The following is a 19578-nucleotide window of genomic DNA, read 5'->3' as shown; positions in this document are numbered from 1 at the left end:
GCTTCTGCCGGCTCCTTTGCTATCCAGCCATTGCTCCGGGCAGAAGGCGCGTCGATGCGCACGAGAAAAGGGGAGGCGGGGCATCGAGTATACTGTGAGCAGTCATGACGCGAGATGAGGTGGCCTGTCGATGTATTGTTCGAAATGCGGCGCTAAGCTTCCAGACGACTATCAGTTTTGCACCAAGTGCGGCGCCCGCGTCGTGCATCCAGGCGCGGGCCCGTCGCCTCATGTCGAGGAAGATGCCGTGACAAGCGAAGACGCTCGGCTCCGCACGAGCGTCGGTGCGGGTTCGGTGCGCCGGACCACCTGGGTGAAGGCTCGCGGCGCTGCTGCGACGGGCGATCCGTCCGCAACGCATGCCATGCCGGCGGGCGCCGCCCCATCTCCCGCCGCGGCCTCGTCCGAGGCGCCCCGGGACGCCGTCGGGAATGCGGACGCGGCTGAGAAGGGCAGGCCGTTCGCTGCGGGCCGCCCATCGTCTGCTTCCGGCGCAAAGCCGGGGCCGCAGGGCGCCGCCGCTCCCTCTCCGCTCGACATCACCATGCAGCAACCCGTCGTCGCCGACTCCGAATCCTCCTGCTACGAGGTTGGGTCGCCGCGCCGGCGGGGGCTGTCCCCCGCGGCGATTGCGGCCATCTGCGTTGCCGTCGTTGTCGTCATCGTGGCTGCGGTGTGGTTCGCGCTGGCGGGCGCGCCCGCTCAGGACGCCGCGCAAGACGCCCCGTCTCGGGAGCAGGATGATTCTGCCGCGACCGTGCTGGACCTCTCGGCGACCTCCATTTCCACCGCCGGCTATCCCCAGGTGGTGCTCGACCTCGAGCTCATCTCCGACGACGAGGTGGATCTCGGGTCGCTCACGGCTGGCGACTTCGTGCTCGAGGAGGCCGCTGATGGCAGCTCGGGGTCTCAGGTGACCATCGACCGCTTCTCGGTCTCGGCCGACGAGGGAACCTGCCGCATCGTATACACCTCCAGCCTTCCGCAGGACGATGCAACCCATACCCTGCGCATCGATCTCGACGAGCTGAGCGGGCTTCGAGGCGGCACGTCTGTCAGGTTTACGGTCGACGTGCCGGCAGGCGACGCAGGCGACGCGGAGGAGCAGGCAGACGACGAGCAGGCCGCTCCCGCCTCTGATGGCGACTATGTGCTTGCTGACAGCGATACGCGCCTCTATGCCGCCGACGAGCTCGAGAGCCTCTCCGATTGGGAGCTTGAAATCGCGCGCAACGAGATCTATGCGCGCCATGGACGGGAGTTCTCCAACGAGGCGCTGAGGGAATACTTCGAGGGGCAGTCGTGGTATGAGCCGCGCTACTCGGCAGAGGAATTCGATGCGCTGGACGGCGTTCTCAACCAGACCGAGGTCGCCAACGCCGAGCTCATCTTGTCGATCGAGCAGTCCCGCAGCGACGACGAATCGTAGGCCCATACCTTCCCGTCGGAGGAAGATGTCCGACAGGTTGTGGCTCCGCGCGTCGACGCCATGCAGGGGCACTTTTGCTAGAATCATGCACGTTAGCGCTTGACCGGCCCGTTTGCCCCGCATGTCGGCGACGCCGGGCTCGATAGAGATAGGAAAAGGAGCGATCATGTGCGACTGCGGTAGTCATCAGCACGAGATTCCTGCCTATGACGCGCAGGCCATTGAGAACAAGTGGGTGCGCGCGTGGGACGAGGAGAACCTCTTTGCCGTCGAGGAGGACTCCTCGAAACCGAAGAAGTATGTCCTCGAGATGTTCCCGTACCCTTCGGGCGACCTGCACATGGGACATGCTCGAAACTACACCATCGGCGACGCCATGGCGCGCCAGGCGCGCATGCGCGGGTATGACGTCCTGCATCCCATCGGATTCGATGCCTTCGGCCTGCCCGCCGAGAACGCCGCCATCAAGCACAACACCCAGGCGGGGGAGTGGACCTACAAGAACATGGACCAGGCGCTCGCGACGATGCGCCGCATGGGCTTCTCCTACGACATGGACCGCCTGGTCAAGACCTGCAACCCCGATTACTACCGCTGGGGCCAGTGGATCTTCGAGAAGCTCTGGGAGCGCGGGCTGGTCTATCGCAAGAAGAGCCCCGTCAACTGGTGCCCCGGCTGCAACACCGTGCTCGCCAACGAGCAGGTGACCGAGGGCAAGTGCTGGCGCTGCGGCTCGGAGCCCGAGAAGCGCGAGCTCGAGCAGTGGTATTTCAAGATCACCGACTACGCCCAGGAGCTCCTCGACGATCTCGAGAAGCTGCCCGGCTGGCCTGAGCGCGTCAAGCAGATGCAGGCCAACTGGATCGGCCGCTCCGAGGGCGCCGAGGTCGACTTCACGCTCTGCGACGCCGACGGCAACCCCACCGACGAGAAGATCACCGTTTTCACCACGCGCGCCGACACGCTTTTCGGCTGCACGTTCTTCCTGCTGGCCCCCGAGTACAAGGGCCTCATGGAGCTCGTCGAGGGTACCGAGTACGAGACGCCGGTGCGCCGCGTGGTCGCAGGCGCCGAGAAGGTCTCGGCCGTCGAGCGCGCCCAGGGCACGCTCGAGAAGCACGGCGCCTTCACGGGCCGCTATGTGGTGAACCCGGTGTCGGGCCAGAAGGTCCCCGTGTGGGTGGCCGACTACATCGTCTCCGACTACGGCACCGGTGCCGTCATGGCCGTGCCCTGTGGCGACCAGCGCGACTTTGAGTTCGCACGCAAGTACGACCTGCCCATCGTCCCCATCATCCTCATGGATGACGAGCTCGCGGCCCTCGAGGAGGCCGGGGAGTCCATCGACACCTACCATGCGGAGTCGGTCGATTGGGATTGCGCCCATGCCGCAGAGGGAACGCTCGTCCAGTCGGGCAAGTATACCGGCATGCGCGGCGGCAAGCATTCCGAGGGTGAGGCCGCCATCGTCGCCGACCTGGAGGAGGCCGGCACCGGCCGTCGCTCGGTGCAGTTCCGCCTGCGCGACTGGCTCATCTCCCGCCAGCGCTATTGGGGCAACCCCATCCCCGCCGTCCATTGCGACCACTGCGGCATCGTCCCGGTTCCCGAGGACCAGCTGCCGGTGACCCTTCCCGACACGCTCGACCTCGCTGCCGGCGAGACCTTGGCGGAGTGCCCCGAGTTCTTTGAGACCACCTGCCCGGTGTGCGGCCGTCCCGCTCGCCGCGAGACCGACACCATGGACACCTTCACGTGCTCCAGCTGGTATTACCTGCGCTACTGCGACCCGCACAACGACCAGCTTCCCTTCTCGCGCGAGGCTGCCGACCGCTGGATGCCGGTGGACAACTACATCGGCGGCATCGAGCACGCGATTCTTCACCTGCTGTACAGCCGCTTCTTCACCAAGGCCCTTCGCGACCTCGGCATGCTCGACGTCGACGAGCCCTTCACCAACCTGCTGTGCCAGGGCATGGTCAAGGACGCCAACGGCGAGACCATGTCGAAGAGCAAGGGCAACGTGGTGCCGCCCTCGAGCGTCATCGAGCCCTACGGTGCCGACACCATGCGCCTCGCGATCCTGTTCATCGCGCCCCCCGAGAAGGACTTCGACTGGGACGAGGATGCCGTTGCGGGCGCCAACCGCTTCATCAAGCGCGCTTGGCGCATCGTGTGGCAGCTCGCCCTCGCTGGAAGCGCCGATGCCAAGCTGCAGAAGGGCAAGCTCTCCGCCGCCGCCCTCGAGCTGTATCGCGAGCGTCACCGCACCATCGCCAAGTGCACCGACGACTTTGACCGCCAGCAGTTCAACACCGCGATCTCTGCGATCATGGAGCTCGTGAACGCCGCGAGCGCCTATCTCAACGCGTGCGAGAAGGACGCCTCGGTCGCCGACGAGGCGCTCTCCTGGCTCGTCGCCACCGACATCGTCTCGCTGCTGGCTCCCATCTGCCCCTTCTGGGCCGACGAGCTCTGGCACGAGGCGCTGCATCACACCGACAACGCCTACACTGCGCCCTGGCCCGAGTTCGACCTCGCCGAGGCGGTCACCGATACCGTCCAGATCGCCGTTCAGGTGCTCGGCAAGCTGCGCGCCCGCGTGGACGTGCCGACGGACGCCACCCAGGACGAGATGCGCTCCGCCGCCGAGGAGGCCGTCTCCAAGTGGATCGAGGGCAAGACGGTCGTCAAGGCCATCTGCGTGCCGGGCAAGCTGGTGAACCTGGTCGTCAAGTAAGGTTTCGGCTCGAGAGCATTCGCATGCATGCGGGCGGCGGGACATCCTGCCGCCCGCGTCTCTATGGAAGAGAGAAATGTGAATTCTTTAAGGAGGAACTTGGGGCTCCTCGCTGGCACAGGCTGCGTAAAGATGACAAAACCGCAGCGTGTGCTATGCTGTACCAGCAAATGAAGTTGTACTGCAAAGGGAGTGCGGGCTTGCCCGTGCTTCCTTTCTTGTATGGGGAGGTGTTGCATGGTCAAGAGCAAGGTGGAGCAGCTCATCATCGATGCCCTTGAGGCCCAGGCGCCCGAGAAGGGGACGGATATCGTCGACGTCGAGGTGGTCGGTGCCACGAAGGCGCCTACGGTCCGCGTTCGCATCGAGGGTGCCGACGGAGAGAGCCTCACGCTCGATGAGGTCACCGCGCATACGTCGTGGGTGAGCGACGTCGTCGAGGGCATCGACCCGGTCCCCGGCGCCTACACCCTCGAGGTCTCTTCTCCCGGCATGGCAAGACCGCTCCGCCGTCCCCAGGACTTCGTGCGCTTCTGTGGCGAAGACTGCCAGCTCACCACCACCGCCACCGAAGGCCGGAAGAAGTTCGGCGGGCGCATCGCCCAGGCGGACGACCATGCCGCCACGCTCGAGCTCGAAGACGGCTCGACCATGACCTTTGCATATGACGAGATCAAGAAGTGCGTCCTGAAGCCGGTGTATGACTTCAAGGGCTCGAAGGAAGGGAAGAACTGACATGGCATCGCAGATGATGGAAGCTCTCATGGAGCTCTGCCAGGAGAAGCACATCGACCAGCTGTACCTCATCGACCGCTTGGAGCAGTCGCTTGCCAAGAGCTATGCCGACATTCTGCACCTGCCCTTCGGCGCCGAGGTCACCATCGACCGCGCCACCGGCAAGGTCTATGTCTACGAGCTCGTGCCGGTCGAGGAGTCCTATGACGAGGAGACCGACGAGTACACCGAGTACACCAAGCGCGACGTGACCCCGAAGGGCACGAGCCGCATCGCCGCCCAGCATGCCAAGGCCGAGATCAACGCCATCGTCCGCAATTCTGCCCGCCAGCAGATCTACGAGGAGTTCTCGGGGCGCATCGGCGACATCATCACCGGCACCGTGCTGCAGTCCACGCCCGACTTCACCATCGTGAAGATCCGCGAGGGCGTCGAGGCCGAGCTTCCCCATTTCGACCAGCGCCGCTATGAGAACGAGCGCAACGAGCGCCCCATGGGCGAGCGCTACCTGCACAACCAGCGCCTGAAGGCCGTCATCATCGACGTGCGCGACCCCAACTCAACCGTGCAGCCGGTGCGCGGCGAGCACTCCCGTCCGCCCATCGTGATCAGCCGCACCCATCCTGCGCTGCTCCGCCGCCTCTTCGAGCTCGAGGTTCCCGAGATCTACGAGGGGACCGTCGAGATCAAGTCCATTGCCCGCGAGCCTGGCCAGCGCTCCAAGGTCGCCGTGCACTCGCTTGACGACCGCCTGGATCCGGTCGGTGCTTGCGTCGGCCCGAAGGGCAGCCGCGTCCGCACCGTCGTGGGCGAGCTTCGCGGCGAGCGCGTCGACGTCATCTTGTGGGACGAGGACCCTGCGGTCTACGTCGCAAACGCCCTGTCGCCGGCGAAGGTGAACCGCGTGCTCATCGATGAGGAGAAGAGCTACGCCGGCGTCATCGTCCCCGACGACCAGCTGTCGCTCGCCATCGGCAAGGAGGGCCAGAACGCCCGCCTGGCGGCACGCCTCACCGGCTGGCACATCGACATCAAGAGCGAGACGCTCGCCGCCGACATCTTGAAGAACATCCCCACGCGTCCCGAGCCGGTCGAGGACCTGCTCTCCGACGACGAGCCCCAGCGCTGTGAGTTCGTAAGCGAGGACGGCGTGCGCTGCCGCAACCAGGCGCGCCCCGGTTCGCGCTTCTGCGGGCTGCATGAGCCTGACGCCATCGAGTCTGCGGAGGACCTGATCTAGGGCCGGCAGGCAGCCGCGCCCGATCGCGGCACCGTCCGTTACCCGAGAGTCAGATCTTACCCACGCGTTCGCGTGAGCCAGAGAGGTAGGTGTTGTGGCATATGGCAAGGACCCGCGTTTCCAGCCTGGCCAAAGAATTCGGAATGACGTCCAAGGAGCTGTTGGGCCATCTGAAGGACATGAAGATTCCCGCCAAGTCGCCGTCGTCGGCGCTCGAGGACGCCTATGTGTCCATGGTGCGCAAGAAGCTTGCTCCCATCGTCGAGGCCCGTGCTGCCGAAATCGAGGCAAAGCGTCGCGCCGAGGAGGAGGCTGCCGCCGCGGAGGAGGCCGCCAAGGCCGAGGCCGCCGAGGCCGAGCGTCTTGCCGCAGAGGCGCGTCGCGAAGAGGAGCGCCGCCTGTCCACGGCCGCGCTTGCCGCCGAGGAGGCCGCTCGCGCCGCCGAGGCCGACCGTCAGCGCCAGGAGCGTGAGCGCGCCGCCGCCGCCGCGAAGGAAGCGGAGCTCGAGGCGAAGCGTCGCGCGGTGCCTGCGTCCGACTCCGGCTCGCGATTCCGCTCGCTGCTCGACCAGATCGCGACCCAAGAGGTCGTCCTCAAGGAAAAGAAGGAGGCCGAGGAGGCCAAGAAGGCCGCCCAGGCCGCCGAGCGCACGCGTCGCAAGAACGAGCGTGGCGGCCGCGGCCGCTCGGGCGCCCCTGCTAACCAGGCGAGCACCGAGGCCCCGGCGCGCACGCGCAGGAGCTCGAGCGCTCCCGCGGTTCCCGCCGGCGTGAACTTCCCCGCTCCCGACAAGGCGGGCAAGGGCAAGCGTCGCAAGGGCGCCTCGCAGCATACCGAGGAAGACCGCTACAGCCGCATGGCGCGCGAGGCCGAGGAGTACAGCCGCGAGCGCGTGCTCGAAGAGGCACGCATGGCAGTCGAGGAGGCGTCCCGCGAGTCCACCGGTCGTCGCAAGAAGCGCAAGGAGAAGCGCGAGCGCGAGGCTGCGCAGGCTCGTGAGGAGCGCAAGATCGAGGAGGCGCTCGCACAGGGCATCAATCCCGAGGAGCTCGATGCGGTGCGCGTCTCCGAGGGCGTGACCGTCGCCGAGCTCGCCGACGCCCTCGACGTCGCCGCCAACGACATCATCAAGCGCCTCTTCCTGCTGGGCACGCCGCTCACCATGACGCAGTCCATGTCGAACGACCTGGTTGAGCTCGTGGCGGACGACCTCGGCCGCAAGATTCGCATCATCTCGCCGGAGGAGGAGAACTCCTTCAGCTTCTACGACGACCCGTCAGACCTGAAGCCGCGTCCCCCGGTGGTCACCGTCATGGGCCACGTCGACCATGGCAAGACGTCGCTGCTCGACGCCATCCGCCACACCGGCGTCGCCCGCCACGAGGCCGGCGGCATCACCCAGCACATCGGCGCCTCTCAGGTCGAGATCGGCGGCCGCCAGATCACCTTCGTCGACACCCCTGGCCACGAGGCGTTTACCGCCATGCGCGCCCGCGGCGCCAAGATCACCGACGTCGTCGTGCTCGTGGTCGCTGCCGACGACGGCGTCATGCCCCAGACCATCGAGGCCATCAACCACTCCAAGGCGGCGGGCGTGCCCATCGTCGTCGCCGTCAACAAGTGCGACAAGCCCGACGCCAACCCTGACCGCGTGCGCCAGGAGCTCGTCGAGTACGGCGTCATCCCCGAGGAGTGGGGCGGCCAGAACATGTTCGTGAACGTGTCGGCCAAGAAGGGCGACGGCATCGATGACCTGTTGGAGACCATCCTGCTCCAGGCCGACGTGCTCGAGCTCAAGGCAAACCCCGACACGTTTGCCTCGGGCTACATCATCGAGGGCAAGCTCGACCGCGGCCGCGGCCCGGTCGCGACGGTGCTCGTGAACCGCGGCACCCTGCACGTCGGCGACGCCATCGTCGCCGGCATGAGCCATGGCCGCGTACGTGCCATGCTCGACCAGCACGGCGACAACAAGGCCGAGGCGACCCCGTCTGACGCCGTCGAGATCCTGGGCCTGGACTCCGTGCCGAACGCAGGCGACGAGTTCCGCGTCTTCGAGGACGAGCGCGACGCCCGCGCCCTCGCGGAGCAGCGCGCGCTCAAGGCCCGCATCGAGGAGCAGAACAAGGTGAAGCATGTCACCCTCGAGACGCTCTTCGATGAGATGAACGAGAACGAGCTCAAGGAGCTCAACCTCGTCGTCAAGGCCGACGTCCAGGGCTCCATCGAGGCGCTCGCCGACGCGCTCGGCAAGATGGACCAGTCCGAGGTCCGCATCAACATCATCCATTCCGCGGTCGGCGCCATCTCCGAGACCGACGTCATCCTGGCGGCTGCCTCGAACGCGATCATCGTCGGCTTCGGCGTGCGTCCGCAGGCGAAGGCCCGCGACCTCGCTGAGCGCGAGAACGTTCAGATCAAGACCTACTCGATCATCTACAAGGCGATCGAGGACATCGACGCCGCCCGCATCGGTATGCTCAAGCCCACCGAAGAGGAAGTCCAGACCGGCATCGCCGAGGTCCGCGAGACCTTCCGCGTTCCCAAGGTCGGCCTCATCGCTGGCTGCATGGTCACCGAGGGCGAGATCGAGCGCTCCGACAAGGTGCGCGTCGTGCGCGACGGCGTCGTGGTGTTCGACGGCACGTTTGCCTCCATGCGTCGCTTCAAGGACGACGTCAAGAGCGTCAAGTCCGGCTACGAGTGCGGTCTCGGCATCGAGAAGTTCCAGGACATCAAGGTTGGCGACCAGCTCGAGGCCTACAAGGTCGTCGAGGTCGCCCGCACCGAGTAAGGGGCGTCTATGAAGCAGAACAACGCCACTCGCCGCCTTGGCGAGCAGCTTCGCGAGAAGCTCGGGTATATCCTTCTGTTCGAGATCGCCGATCCCCGGCTCGACCTTGTGACACTTACCGGCGTTGAGGTCTCCATCGACCGGTCGTTTGCGCGCGTCTTCGTATCGTGCGACGGCGATCGCTACGACGAGGTCATGGAGGCCCTCGCCAGCGCGCGCGGGCATATTCGCAGCCTTCTTGCGCGCTCGCTCGATTGGCGCGTCGTGCCCGAGCTCGACTTCAGGATCGACCGCTCCACCGACGAGGCGGAGCGCATCTCCCGGGCGCTCGAGAATGTTCCCGCGACGCTTGCGGTGGAGAAGGACGAGGAAGGCTATCCCATCCGCCCCGAAGAGGCGGAGACGGACGTCCAGGAGGGAAGCCACGATGCATAAGGGGTCCGATTCTTGCGGCGCGCATGAGGCATCTGCCGAGACGTGCCATCAGATTCTGGAGCTCATCGAGGATGCCCAGACGATCGCCATCTCGGGACACACGTCCCCCGATGGCGACGCCTTGGGCTCCGGCCTGGGTCTCGGGTTGGCTCTGCGCCGCGCCTATCCGGAGAAGCGCATCGCGTTTCTCCTCGCGGACGACGCCTGTGTCCCGCGCATCTATCGGTTCCTAGCAGGAGCCGACGAATACGTGCCCGCGGTTCGCTATGCCGAGGACCCCGACCTCTTTATCTCTGTTGACTGCCCGGTCATCGAGCGGTTGGAAGATGCCGCCGCGGTCGCTCGCCGGGCGCGCCATATCGTGTCGTTCGACCATCATCCCGCGCGCAACGAGTTCGCCGAGGTTTCTGTGCGCCGCGTCGACTCGTGTGCCTGCGCCGTGCTCATCGACGAGTTTTTGAGCGATGTCGGCATCGAGGTCACGCCCGAGGTCGCTACCTGCCTGCTGTGCGGCGTGGTCACCGACACCGGCCGTTTTCAGTATCAAAACGCCGACCCCGAGGCTTTCTGCGTCGCGTCTCACCTTGTCGCCTGCGGCGCAGAGCCGGCGCGCATCGCGCTCGAGGTGTATCAGAGCCAGCGCATCGAGTACCTGCGCCTCGAGAGCCTTGTCATGGGGCGCATCAAGACGTTTGCCGACGGCCGCGTCGCATACAGCTATGCTCGCGCCGAGGACCTCGCTCGCTGTGGCGTCACGCCCGACGAGTGCGACGGCCTTGTGGACGTCGTTCGCTCCGTCATGGGCGTCGAGGTCTGCCTGTTCCTCAAAGAAAGCCCCGACGGCGCTACGGTGCGCGGCAACCTGCGCTCGAAGTGCGAGCTCGACGTCTCGGAGGTCGCCTCCCACTTTAACGGCGGCGGCCATGCGGCCGCTGCGGGCTTTACCTACCACGGCACCATCGAGGACACCCTTGCAGCGATTCTTCCCATGCTCGCGACGCTCGTAGGGGCCGACCCCTCGGGCATTCGCGTCGAGCTTTAGGGACGAGGCCGCCTATGGCACAACGCTCTCCCTCTCAACTCAATCTGTTGCTCGGCGTCGACAAGCCCGTAGGGTGCACCTCGCATGATGTCGTCGCTCGTCTGCGCCGCTTGCTCTCAGAGCGGCGCGTCGGCCATGCAGGCACGCTCGACCCCGCCGCCTCGGGCGTCATGGTGGTCGGCGTGGGGCAGGCGACGCGCCTGCTCGGCTCGATCACGCTCGATTCGAAGTCATACGTCGCCGCCATCTCGTTCGGCTGCGAAACCAACACCGATGACGCCGAGGGCGAGGTCACGAGAAGCGCTCCTGTTCCCCGTCAGCTTCTTGACCGTGACGTCGCCGGCGAGACGGTCTCGTGCCTTGTCGGCACGCATATGCAGGTGCCGCCGGCGTTCTCCGCCATCTCGGTCGGAGGCGTCCGCTCGTATAAGCGCGCGCGTGCCGGAGAGGACGTCGAGCTTCCTGCCCGAGAGATCGAGGTCATCTCTGCCGTGCTCCTCGATGTCGCCGCGGAAGGCGACGGCTGCGTATGGACGGTCGCCTTCACGGTGAGCAAAGGAACCTATATTCGCGCGCTCGCACGAGACCTCGGCCGTTCCCTGGGCAGCGCCGCCCACCTTTTTGCGCTTCGTCGTACGACCTCTGGCTCGGTGTCGTTGGGGGAGTGCATCGCGCTCGACGACGCATCGCCCGACCTTGCGCGCGAGCGCGCCCTCGACCCGGTCCGCGTGCTCGGGCTTCCCGCCGTGGCGATCGGGGAGGCCGCCCTCGCCGACGTCCTGTGCGGACGCCGCCTGTCGCCGGCGCTTCTGCGCGAGCGTCCCGAGTTGCTGCAGCCGGGCTCCCGGATGTGCCTCGTCGCCAATGATGAGCTTCGGGCGATAGCCCAGTTCGACGGTCGAGCTGTCGTCATGAAGGAAGTCTTCCCGCAAGGAATCGGAGGTGTTTGCCTATGATGCCCGACGTCGCTGAGCTTCGCCGCGACTTTCTGGTCGAGTCTTCTTCGGCTCCCGTCTGGCGCCTGGGCGACGCCGACATGGATCTCGGGTCTGCCGTCATCGCCATCGGCGTGTTCGACGGCCTGCACGTGGGGCATGCGCACCTTCTGGATCGGACGGTCCAGGATGCCCGTCGCAGGGGCGTCTCTGCGTACGCGGTCACGTTTGACCCCGATCCCGACCAGGTCGTCTCTGCGCATCCCGCGAAGGCGCTCATGGGGACCGACGACCGCCTGCGCGCCCTTGCCGCCTCGGGCGTCGACGGGGTCATCGTCGTCCCGTTCACCCGCGAGCTCGCATCGCTCGACCACGCTCGTTTCTTTGACGAGGTGCTGCTTCCGGTGTGCGACATCCGCGCGGTGCACGTGGGGAGTGATTTTCGGCTGGGGGCGCGTGGGGCGTCGACGGTTCCGGTCATCACGTCATGGTGTGCGAGCCGCGGCATCTGCGTCGAGGGCCACGAACTGGTGACCGACGACGGCACGCCTGTCTCCGCCACGCGTATTCGCAGCTATCTTGAGAAGGCCGATCTCGACTCGGTCCGTCGCGAGCTCGGGCGGCGCTTCATGGTCAGCGGGCGCGTTCATACCGGCAGGGGCAAGGGCACGAGCATGGGTTTTCCCACGGCAGACATTCGCGTCGAGCCTGGCCGGCAGGCGCCTGCAGATGGCGTCTACAGCGGGCTCGCTCTTGTCGAGGGGGTCGTGTGGCCCGCCGCCATCAATGTCGGCGTGCCCCCGATGTTTCGCGGATGTCCGGGCGTCGCATCGCTCGAGGCTAACCTCATCGGCTTTACGGGCGACATCTACGGCAGCGAGATAGCGCTTGTCTTCGACGCCTTCCTGCGTCCGTCGCAGAGCTTCGCCTCGGTCGACGAGCTCATCTCCGTCGTCCTTCATAACATCCAGACGGTTCAAGACCACTTCGGGAATCGGGGTGTTGCGCTCGCATGATTACCGATGAAGACAGGGAGCGCGTGCGCGCCGCCACCGATCTGGTCCAACTGGTTCAAGAGACTGTTCCGCTGCAGCCCCGTGGGCAAGAGTTCTGGGGCTGCTGCCCGTTTCACGGCGAGAAGACGCCGTCGTTTCACATCATCCCCTCGACGCAGGTATGGCATTGCTTTGGATGCGGCGAGGGCGGGGACGTGTTCTCCTATGTGATGAAGCGCGAGAACCTATCTTTTCCCGAATCCATTCGCTACCTTGCCGATCGAGCGGGCATCGAGATCCACGATACGCAGGACGGGCGCCAGCGCGGCACGAGGCGCTCGCGGCTTATCGACGTATGCGAAGAGACCGCGGCGTTTTACCACACGATGCTCATGCGGGGCAAGGATGCACGCCCGCGCACCTATTTTGCCTCTCGCGGCATGGGCGGCGCGGTGTGCCGGACCTACCGCCTTGGCTTCGCGCCCGGCCGGGGCGCGCTCGTCTCGCACCTGAGCTCTCACGGCTTCACGCCGCAGGAGATGGTCGACGCCAACGTTGCCATGCGCCGCTCGAACGGCGGTCTTGCCGACCGCTTTTTCGACCGCGTGATGTTCCCCATCTTTGACGAGCAGGGGCGTTGCATCGCCTTCGGCGGCCGCATCATGGGTCAGGGCGAGCCGAAGTACCTCAATACCGCCGAGACCCCGCTCTTCCATAAGAAGCGCAACCTCTATGGCTTCAACTGGGCTAAAGAGCACATCGTCGCGCAGGCGGAGGCAATCGTCGTCGAAGGCTACACCGACGCCATCGCCTGCTGGGAGGCGGGCATCGGCAACGTGGTGGCGACGCTTGGAACGGCGCTCACCGAGCATCACGTCAAGACCTTGACGAGGTTCGCGAAGCGCATCGTATACCTGTTTGATGGCGACGCCGCAGGCCAAAAGGCGGCTGAACGAGCCATACAGTTTATCGAGCGAGACTCCATGGACCTTCGCTGCGTGGTGCTTCCCGACGGCCAGGACCCCATGGAGTTCATCTCCGCCCACGGCGGCGACGCGCTCCGCGAGCGGATCTCTGCGGCGGAGCCGCTCATGGATTTCGTCTTTCGCAAGCTGGAGGACCGTAGCGACATCTCCACGCCGGGCGGGCGCACCAAGGCGTTGCAAGATGCCTGCAGGCTCATCTATCCGCTGCGCCAGAGCTATATGATCGATTCGTACTACATTCAGATCGCCGACCGGCTCGGTCTTGATTTGGATGCGGTGCGCTCTGCGGCTGGCAGGGTGTTTCGAGACGTGCAGCGCGAAGAGGAGGTGTCCTCGCGGCGCGAGCGCGAGCGCGCCGCCGCCCGTGAGCGCGTCGAGGCCTCGCGTGGGGGGAGCGCGGGCTGGCGCGAGACCATGCGCGGCTCCTCGAATGCGCCCCGGCGGGGAGCTTCGCCTGCTCCCGATTTCATGGACGGGGCAGACGAGGTCGACGTCCCTGTGGATTACGTCCCCGCCGACGCCTACGACGACGCGACGGCTGCCCAGAGCGCCCGGCAGCAGGCGGCTACCATGCCCGTGCTTACCGATCTCGAGCGGCGCTCGATAGCGGGGGAGCGCGAGCTGCTTTCGTTGCTGACGAGCTATCCCGATGTGTTTCGGCCCTTCGCCGAGCGCATCACCGAGATCGACTGGGTCGACCCTCGGCACGAGGCCATCGCCTGGGCGGTGCTCGCCACGCCGGAGGGAACCGAGCCCGTGCAGGTAATGGATGCCGCGCGGGCGGTATGCCCCGAGGCGGCCCAGCTAGTTTCAGCAGGCACCATCGCCGTGACGAGCAGCCATCCCACCGAGGTCAACATCGGCTTTCTGCTTGACACCCTCGAGCTCTACACCGTGAGACGGCGCCTGCGCGCCTCGCAGGCAAAGCTCAGGCAAGACCGTTCGCTTGCCGCCGAGGACCGGCGCGCCCTCACCATTCAGGCAACAAAGGATGCCGCCCGGGTTCACGAACTCGAGCGCGCTGTCGAAGGTGTAGCGGACCCGTTCAGGCTGCTCGATGGGGAGGGCGCCTCTGAGTCCTAGCTGTTACGTGGCGCGAATATGAAAAAATGCTTGTCGATATGGCCACGTGGGTATAGAAGGTGTGATAAAGTATTGAACCCTATGAGCAAGGAAGGGAGAGCCTGTGCCTAAGAAGACTGAGAGCGCCGAAGCCGAGCTCTACTCCTATTTGGAGAAGCTCCTCGAAAAAGGGTCAAAGACCGGCTCTGTCAGCGAGGATGACATCCAGGTTGCACTCAAAGATGTCGACGTCTCCGACGCACAGCTGAGCTCCGTGTACCGTGCATTCCGCGACCATGGCGTCGAGATCGTCTCTGCTGACGACCCTGACGACGCCGGTCTCGACGTTGATGACGACGGCCTCGGTGATGGCCTGGACGACGATCTCGACGACGAGAGCTCCGAGGATCACGATATCAAGCTCGCTAAAAACGCCGATGCCGAGATGGCGTCGGCTAAGACGAAGAAGAAGTCCCGCGTTCGCACCGCGCGCTCGCGTTCGCGCGTTCGCGGCATCGATGCCTCCACGGTCATGCTTACCGGCGACCCGGTGCGCATGTATCTGAAGGAGATCGGTAAGGTCGACCTGCTGACTGCTGCTGACGAGGTCGATCTCGCCATGAAGATCGAGGCCGGCCTCGATGCCTCAGAAAAGCTCGAGGCTGCGGACCGCGGCGAGATCGAGCTCACCCGAGCCGAGATGCGTCGCCTGACTCGCGTCGAGCAGGTTGGCCTTGAGGCAAAGCAGGCCCTGATCTCTGCGAACCTTCGTCTGGTCGTTTCGATCGCCAAGCGCTATGTCGGCCGCGGCATGCTGTTCTTGGACCTTATCCAGGAGGGCAACCTCGGTCTCATTCGCGCGGTTGAAAAGTTCGACTACGAGAAGGGCTTCAAGTTCTCCACGTATGCCACCTGGTGGATTCGCCAGGCAATCACGCGCGCTATCGCCGACCAGGCCCGCACCATCCGCATCCCGGTCCATATGGTCGAGACCATCAACAAGCTCGTGCGCGTGCAGCGCCAGCTGTTGCAGGACCTCGGCCGCGACCCGACTCCTGAAGAGATCGGCGCCGAGATGGACATGAGTGCCGACCGCGTGCGCGAGATCCAAAAGATCAGCCAAGAGCCGGTTTCTCTCGAAACGCCCATCGGCGAGGAAGAGGATTCCCAGCTCGGTGACTTTATTGAAGACTCTCAGGCGGTTGTCCCGCCCGATGCGGCGAGCTTCTCCATGCTGCAGGAGCAGCTGGGTCAGGTGCTCGACTCGCTGGCAGATCGCGAGCGCAAGGTCATCGAGCTTCGCTTTGGTCTTGTGGACGGTCATCCGCGCACCCTTGAGGAAGTCGGTCGCGAGTTTGGCGTCACCCGCGAGCGTATTCGCCAGATCGAGTCGAAGACGCTTGCCAAGCTTCGTCATCCGAGCCGTTCGAGCAAGCTCAAGGACTACATCGAGTCCTAATGACGTCGCGACCCTGCTTGCAGGGTGAAACTGCATAGCATGCGTAATTGGGCGGCCCTGCGGGGCCGCCTTTTTGTGATGATTGCAGCGAGATGGCAGGCGGGATGGTTTTAGAAGTGTGGCGGCAACGGGTCTGAGGGGGGGTGCCGGGAGCCGCTCTAGCTGAAGAGGGTGACGGTCAGAAGAGGGCGACGGCATGCCGGACCCATCGACCGGAGGGCGGGCGGCGCGCTATATCATATCAATACGAAAAAGCCCCAACCAGATGGTTAGGGCTTAAAAATTCTGGCTCCCCGGGTAGGACTCGAACCTACAACAGCGCGGTTAACAGCCGCGTGCTCTACCATTGAGCTACCGAGGAATTGGTTGGTGCTCGCAAGCAACAAGAAGTAGTATACAAAACTCGTGGCGAATGGCAAGGAGGAATTTGAAAAAATTTGCTGTGCTAGAATGACAACCCGTGAACCGTCCCCGAAGGTTGCCAAGGAGCATCGCCTGTGGCCGATAACACACAACAATCCAAGCTTTCCCATGCGAGAACTGACACGCAGAAAGACCTCTTCATTCTGCGCGAGCTCGTGACCAAGGACTTCAAAATCAAATATCGCCGCTCAGTGCTCGGCGTAGCGTGGAGCGTTCTGAACCCATTGCTCATGATGATCGTCATGGCGGTCGTGTTCAGCACCATCTTCGCACAGGGCCGCAACGGAAGCGTCACCCCAGAGTTGTATCCGCTCTACTTGATCATTGGTAACGTCACCTTTGCCTTGATGTCTGAGTCGACGTCGACCGCCCTCTCTTCAATCATCGACGCGTCTTCGCTTCTGAAGAAGGTGAAGGTGCACCGCTTTGTGTTTCCCATCCAAAAGGTGCTCTTCGCCCTTGTGAACTACGGCTTCTCGCTTATCGCCGTGGCGCTTGTCATGCTGTGGTTCCGCATCATTCCGACCTGGCACCTTATCTGGCTGCCGCTGGGCCTTCTGCTCCTCATGGTCTTCTGTGCGGGCCTGGGCCTCTTGCTCTCGGCGCTCACGGTCTTCTTCCGCGACGTTCGCCATCTCTGGAGCGTTGTCATCACGGCGTGGACCTACTTTACGCCCATCTTTTGGACTGACGACTACATCAAGGCCATGCCGCATCTCCTGCAGCTGTTCATGTATGCCAACCCCATGTATAACTACATCAACTTCATGCGCCAGATTCTGTTGTGGCAAACCAATCCAGAACCCGTCACTGTGGCGCTGTGCGCTGGTTGGGCCGTCTTGATGATCGTTATCGGCTATGCCGTCTTCCACAAGACCGAGCATAAGTTCATCCTGTACATCTAGAAGAGGACCTTATATGGCAACCACCGAAACCACCCAGAAGGACAGCGCCATTGAGGTCAAGGACGTCACCATGATCTTCAACATGGCGTCCGAACAGCTGAACAACCTCAAGGAGTACTTCATCAAGATCATGCGTCACGAGCTCTTCTTCAAAGAGTTCCGTGCGCTCAAGCACATCTCGTTTACCGTCCACCGCGGCGAGGTCGTCGGCCTTGTCGGCACGAACGGCTCGGGCAAGTCGACCATGCTCAAGATCATAGCTGGCGTACTCGAGCCCAGTGAGGGCGAGTGCATCGTTCGCGGCAACATCGCGCCGCTCATCGAGCTCGGCGCCGGCTTCGACATGGAGCTCACGGCACGTGAGAACATCTATCTCAACGGCTCGCTTTTGGGCTATACCAAGAGCTTTATCGACGAGCACTTCGATGAGATCGTCGAGTTCGCCGAGCTGCGCGACTTCGTCGACATGCCCCTGAAAAACTATTCGAGCGGCATGGTTGCGCGCATCGCGTTCGCCATCGCGACCATCACCGAGCCCGATATCCTCATCGTCGATGAGACCCTCTCGGTCGGCGACGTGTTCTTTCAGGAGAAATGCGAGCGGCGCATCCAGCACTTCATCGAGTCGGGCGACGTCACCGTTCTCTTCGTGAGCCATTCCATGCGTCAGGTCGAGCGCATCTGCCAGCGCGCCATCTGGATCGAAAAGGGCGACATGCGCATGGACGGGCCCGTGAAGGAGGTCTGCCAGGCGTATCGCAACCAGTTTGGCGGGGACGGCGCCTCGGGAGAGGATGCCCCGATCTCATCGGCAAAGCCGCTGCCTGAGCTGCTTGCTCAATATGTCGACGTCGATCCTGAGGACTGGTATCTGTCCGCTGTGGAGCAGGCGGTGCGGCAGCGCTTCATGGACGGTCGAGATGTGAATCATTTTGGGCCCAACGACCCCTTCAAGCGCGCTCAAGGCGTGTGCGCCATCGCGCGCGCCGCGGGCGTTTCTATCGACGCGCCGTTTTCCGACGCGGTAGCATCGCTGTTCTGCCGGAAAGCCATTGCATGGGCGCGCGAACACGATGTCGTTGGAGGCAACCTGCCTGATGAGATGTTCCGACCCACGGATGCCGCGACCCGCGCGGAGATGATTCAGATGCTCTTTAAATGGCAGGGCGCTCCCGAGGCGCCTGCGCTCGACGATTGGCAGGACACTCCCAGCTGGGCCCAGCCTGCCGTGGCGTGGGCGGTGTCCAGCGGCGTGGTGAAGACCGACGCCATTCGCGCAAACGATGTATGCACGAAGGCCGAGGCCGCCGCGATGCTTTCGCGGCTTGTCGACTAGGCGTCACGGACATGCTCTTGGTGCGTCGCTGTTTCATGCCATGATGCTCGACGCATCTCCACGATCCAGATTGCCCCATGCGCTGCGTAGCGCATGGGGCTTTCTGCAATAATATACAAGTATCTGCCAACTTTTATACAGTTCTGCTTATGCGAGATGTAGCCGGGTGTTCAGGCGCATCTGAGGCGGAGCACGGGGAACGTGGAGATATCTAACGCTCCATCGGGGAAAAGTGCAAACGTATGAGGAGCGATACGTGCCACTTGGCGGAAATCACGAGAATTGCTCAACACGGTGTTGATACAAGCGTGTATAATCAGCTCGACCTTTAAGCGCGTACGAGATGCCGCAAGGAACAACAATCGAACTACCTTCCTTGGGTGTCTTGCCGCGTAGCGGTCGGGCATCTATTTTTTTGGTCCTCCGACCTAGGGCTGATTCCCAAGGCGGAGTTGACCAGCGACAGAGGAAGGAGATCGATGGGCATCACACCAAAGGCCGTCATTATGGACGAGACCGCCATCGGTCGTGCGCTCACTCGTATCGCGCACGAGATCCTCGAGCGGAACGAGGGATGTGAGGACCTCGCGCTCGTGGGAATCGTCACGCGCGGCGACCTGCTCGCCAAGACGCTTGTCGACGAGATCGAGAAGATCGAGGGCGTTCGCGTGCCGTTGGGGAGCTTGGACATCAGCTTCTATCGTGACGACTATCTCACCAACATCGCGCCCGAGATCCACGCCACCCACCTGCCGTTCAATGTCGACGGCAAGCGCATCGTCCTGGTGGACGACATCCTCTATACCGGCCGCACCATTCGTGCCGCGCTCGACGCCATCATGGACCTTGGCCGTCCGAGCCGCATCGAGCTTGCCGTGCTCGTCGACCGCGGCCATCGCGAACTTCCTATCTGCCCCGACTTCGTGGGCAAGAACGTTCCCTCCTCGCACGAGGAGAACGTCCGCCTGTATCTCAAGGAAGTCGACGGGCGCTCGTCCGTCGAGATCACGAACGTCGAGCCGGGCTCTCACGTGGGCTCCGCTCCGCTGGGAGGTGAGTAG

General features: G+C 64.1%; 14 protein-coding genes, 1 tRNA gene and 1 pseudogene. 15 read left to right on the top strand and 1 reads right to left on the bottom strand.

The window, feature by feature from the left end; all coding sequences use genetic code 11:
* Nucleotides 1-130: 130 nt before the first annotated feature.
* From H6A15_RS01515 to rpoD, 11 genes are all read left to right on the top strand, one after another.
* Nucleotides 131-1429: a YARHG domain-containing protein gene (locus H6A15_RS01515; RefSeq protein ID WP_204671919.1), complete on the top strand. Its 1299-nt coding sequence runs from the start codon at nucleotides 131-133 to the stop codon at nucleotides 1427-1429.
* Nucleotides 1430-1595: 166 nt separating this feature from the next.
* Entirely contained in the window at nucleotides 1596-4169 is a 2574-nt protein-coding gene (gene leuS / locus H6A15_RS01510) for a leucine--tRNA ligase (protein WP_204671722.1), read from the top strand.
* 237 nt (nucleotides 4170-4406) lie between these two features.
* On the top strand, nucleotides 4407-4904 hold the full coding sequence (gene rimP / locus H6A15_RS01505; protein WP_204671714.1) for a ribosome maturation factor RimP: 498 nt from the start codon (nucleotides 4407-4409) through the stop codon (nucleotides 4902-4904).
* Between the two features lies 1 nt (nucleotide 4905).
* Entirely contained in the window at nucleotides 4906-6144 is a 1239-nt protein-coding gene (gene nusA, locus H6A15_RS01500) for a transcription termination factor NusA (protein ID WP_204671711.1), read from the top strand.
* A 101-nt stretch (nucleotides 6145-6245) separates the two neighbouring features.
* Entirely contained in the window at nucleotides 6246-8939 is a 2694-nt protein-coding gene (infB, locus tag H6A15_RS01495) for a translation initiation factor IF-2 (RefSeq protein ID WP_204671709.1), read from the top strand.
* Between the two features lie 9 nt (nucleotides 8940-8948).
* The gene (gene rbfA, locus H6A15_RS01490; RefSeq protein WP_204671707.1) at nucleotides 8949-9374 is read left to right on the top strand and encodes a 30S ribosome-binding factor RbfA; all 426 of its coding nucleotides are present in this window, start codon (nucleotides 8949-8951) and stop codon (nucleotides 9372-9374) included.
* Nucleotides 9367-10416: a DHH family phosphoesterase gene (locus H6A15_RS01485; RefSeq protein ID WP_204671698.1), complete on the top strand. Its 1050-nt coding sequence runs from the start codon at nucleotides 9367-9369 to the stop codon at nucleotides 10414-10416. Before rbfA ends, H6A15_RS01485 begins: the two co-directional genes overlap by 8 nt.
* Before the next feature lie 14 nt (nucleotides 10417-10430).
* Nucleotides 10431-11372: a tRNA pseudouridine(55) synthase TruB gene (gene truB, locus H6A15_RS01480; RefSeq protein ID WP_204671694.1), complete on the top strand. Its 942-nt coding sequence runs from the start codon at nucleotides 10431-10433 to the stop codon at nucleotides 11370-11372.
* On the top strand, nucleotides 11369-12367 hold the full coding sequence (ribF, locus tag H6A15_RS01475) for a bifunctional riboflavin kinase/FMN adenylyltransferase (RefSeq protein WP_204671693.1): 999 nt from the start codon (nucleotides 11369-11371) through the stop codon (nucleotides 12365-12367). Before truB ends, ribF begins: the two co-directional genes overlap by 4 nt.
* Nucleotides 12364-14415 (top strand): DNA primase, encoded by a 2052-nt coding sequence (gene dnaG, locus H6A15_RS01470; protein ID WP_204671692.1) that lies wholly within the window; start codon nucleotides 12364-12366, stop codon nucleotides 14413-14415. The genes ribF and dnaG overlap by 4 nt, the downstream gene beginning before the upstream one ends.
* Before the next feature lie 103 nt (nucleotides 14416-14518).
* Nucleotides 14519-15853: an RNA polymerase sigma factor RpoD gene (rpoD, locus tag H6A15_RS01465; protein WP_204671690.1), complete on the top strand. Its 1335-nt coding sequence runs from the start codon at nucleotides 14519-14521 to the stop codon at nucleotides 15851-15853.
* A 286-nt stretch (nucleotides 15854-16139) separates the two neighbouring features.
* On the opposite strand, the gene H6A15_RS01460 is transcribed toward rpoD, so the two are convergent.
* Nucleotides 16140-16214, bottom strand: a tRNA-Asn gene (locus tag H6A15_RS01460).
* A 136-nt stretch (nucleotides 16215-16350) separates the two neighbouring features.
* On the opposite strand from H6A15_RS01460, the gene H6A15_RS01455 reads away from it, so the two are divergent.
* From H6A15_RS01455 to pyrR, 4 genes and pseudogenes are all read left to right on the top strand, one after another.
* Nucleotides 16351-17181: an ABC transporter permease gene (locus H6A15_RS01455; RefSeq protein WP_204671688.1), complete on the top strand. Its 831-nt coding sequence runs from the start codon at nucleotides 16351-16353 to the stop codon at nucleotides 17179-17181.
* A 13-nt stretch (nucleotides 17182-17194) separates the two neighbouring features.
* A pseudogene (locus H6A15_RS10355) lies at nucleotides 17195-17950 on the top strand (ABC transporter ATP-binding protein); the annotation flags it as partial.
* 33 nt (nucleotides 17951-17983) lie between these two features.
* The gene (locus H6A15_RS10350; RefSeq protein WP_342635784.1) at nucleotides 17984-18517 is read left to right on the top strand and encodes an S-layer homology domain-containing protein; all 534 of its coding nucleotides are present in this window, start codon (nucleotides 17984-17986) and stop codon (nucleotides 18515-18517) included.
* Between the two features lie 479 nt (nucleotides 18518-18996).
* Nucleotides 18997-19578, top strand: a complete 582-nt coding sequence (pyrR, locus tag H6A15_RS01445) for a bifunctional pyr operon transcriptional regulator/uracil phosphoribosyltransferase PyrR (protein ID WP_239462239.1) — start codon at nucleotides 18997-18999, stop codon at nucleotides 19576-19578.

Source organism: Enorma phocaeensis (assembly GCF_016901575.1).
Taxonomy (GTDB): domain Bacteria; phylum Actinomycetota; class Coriobacteriia; order Coriobacteriales; family Coriobacteriaceae; genus Limicola; species Limicola phocaeensis_A.
The sequence above is the reverse complement of the archived record's forward strand: the minus strand, read 5'-3'. Positions and strand labels throughout refer to the sequence as shown.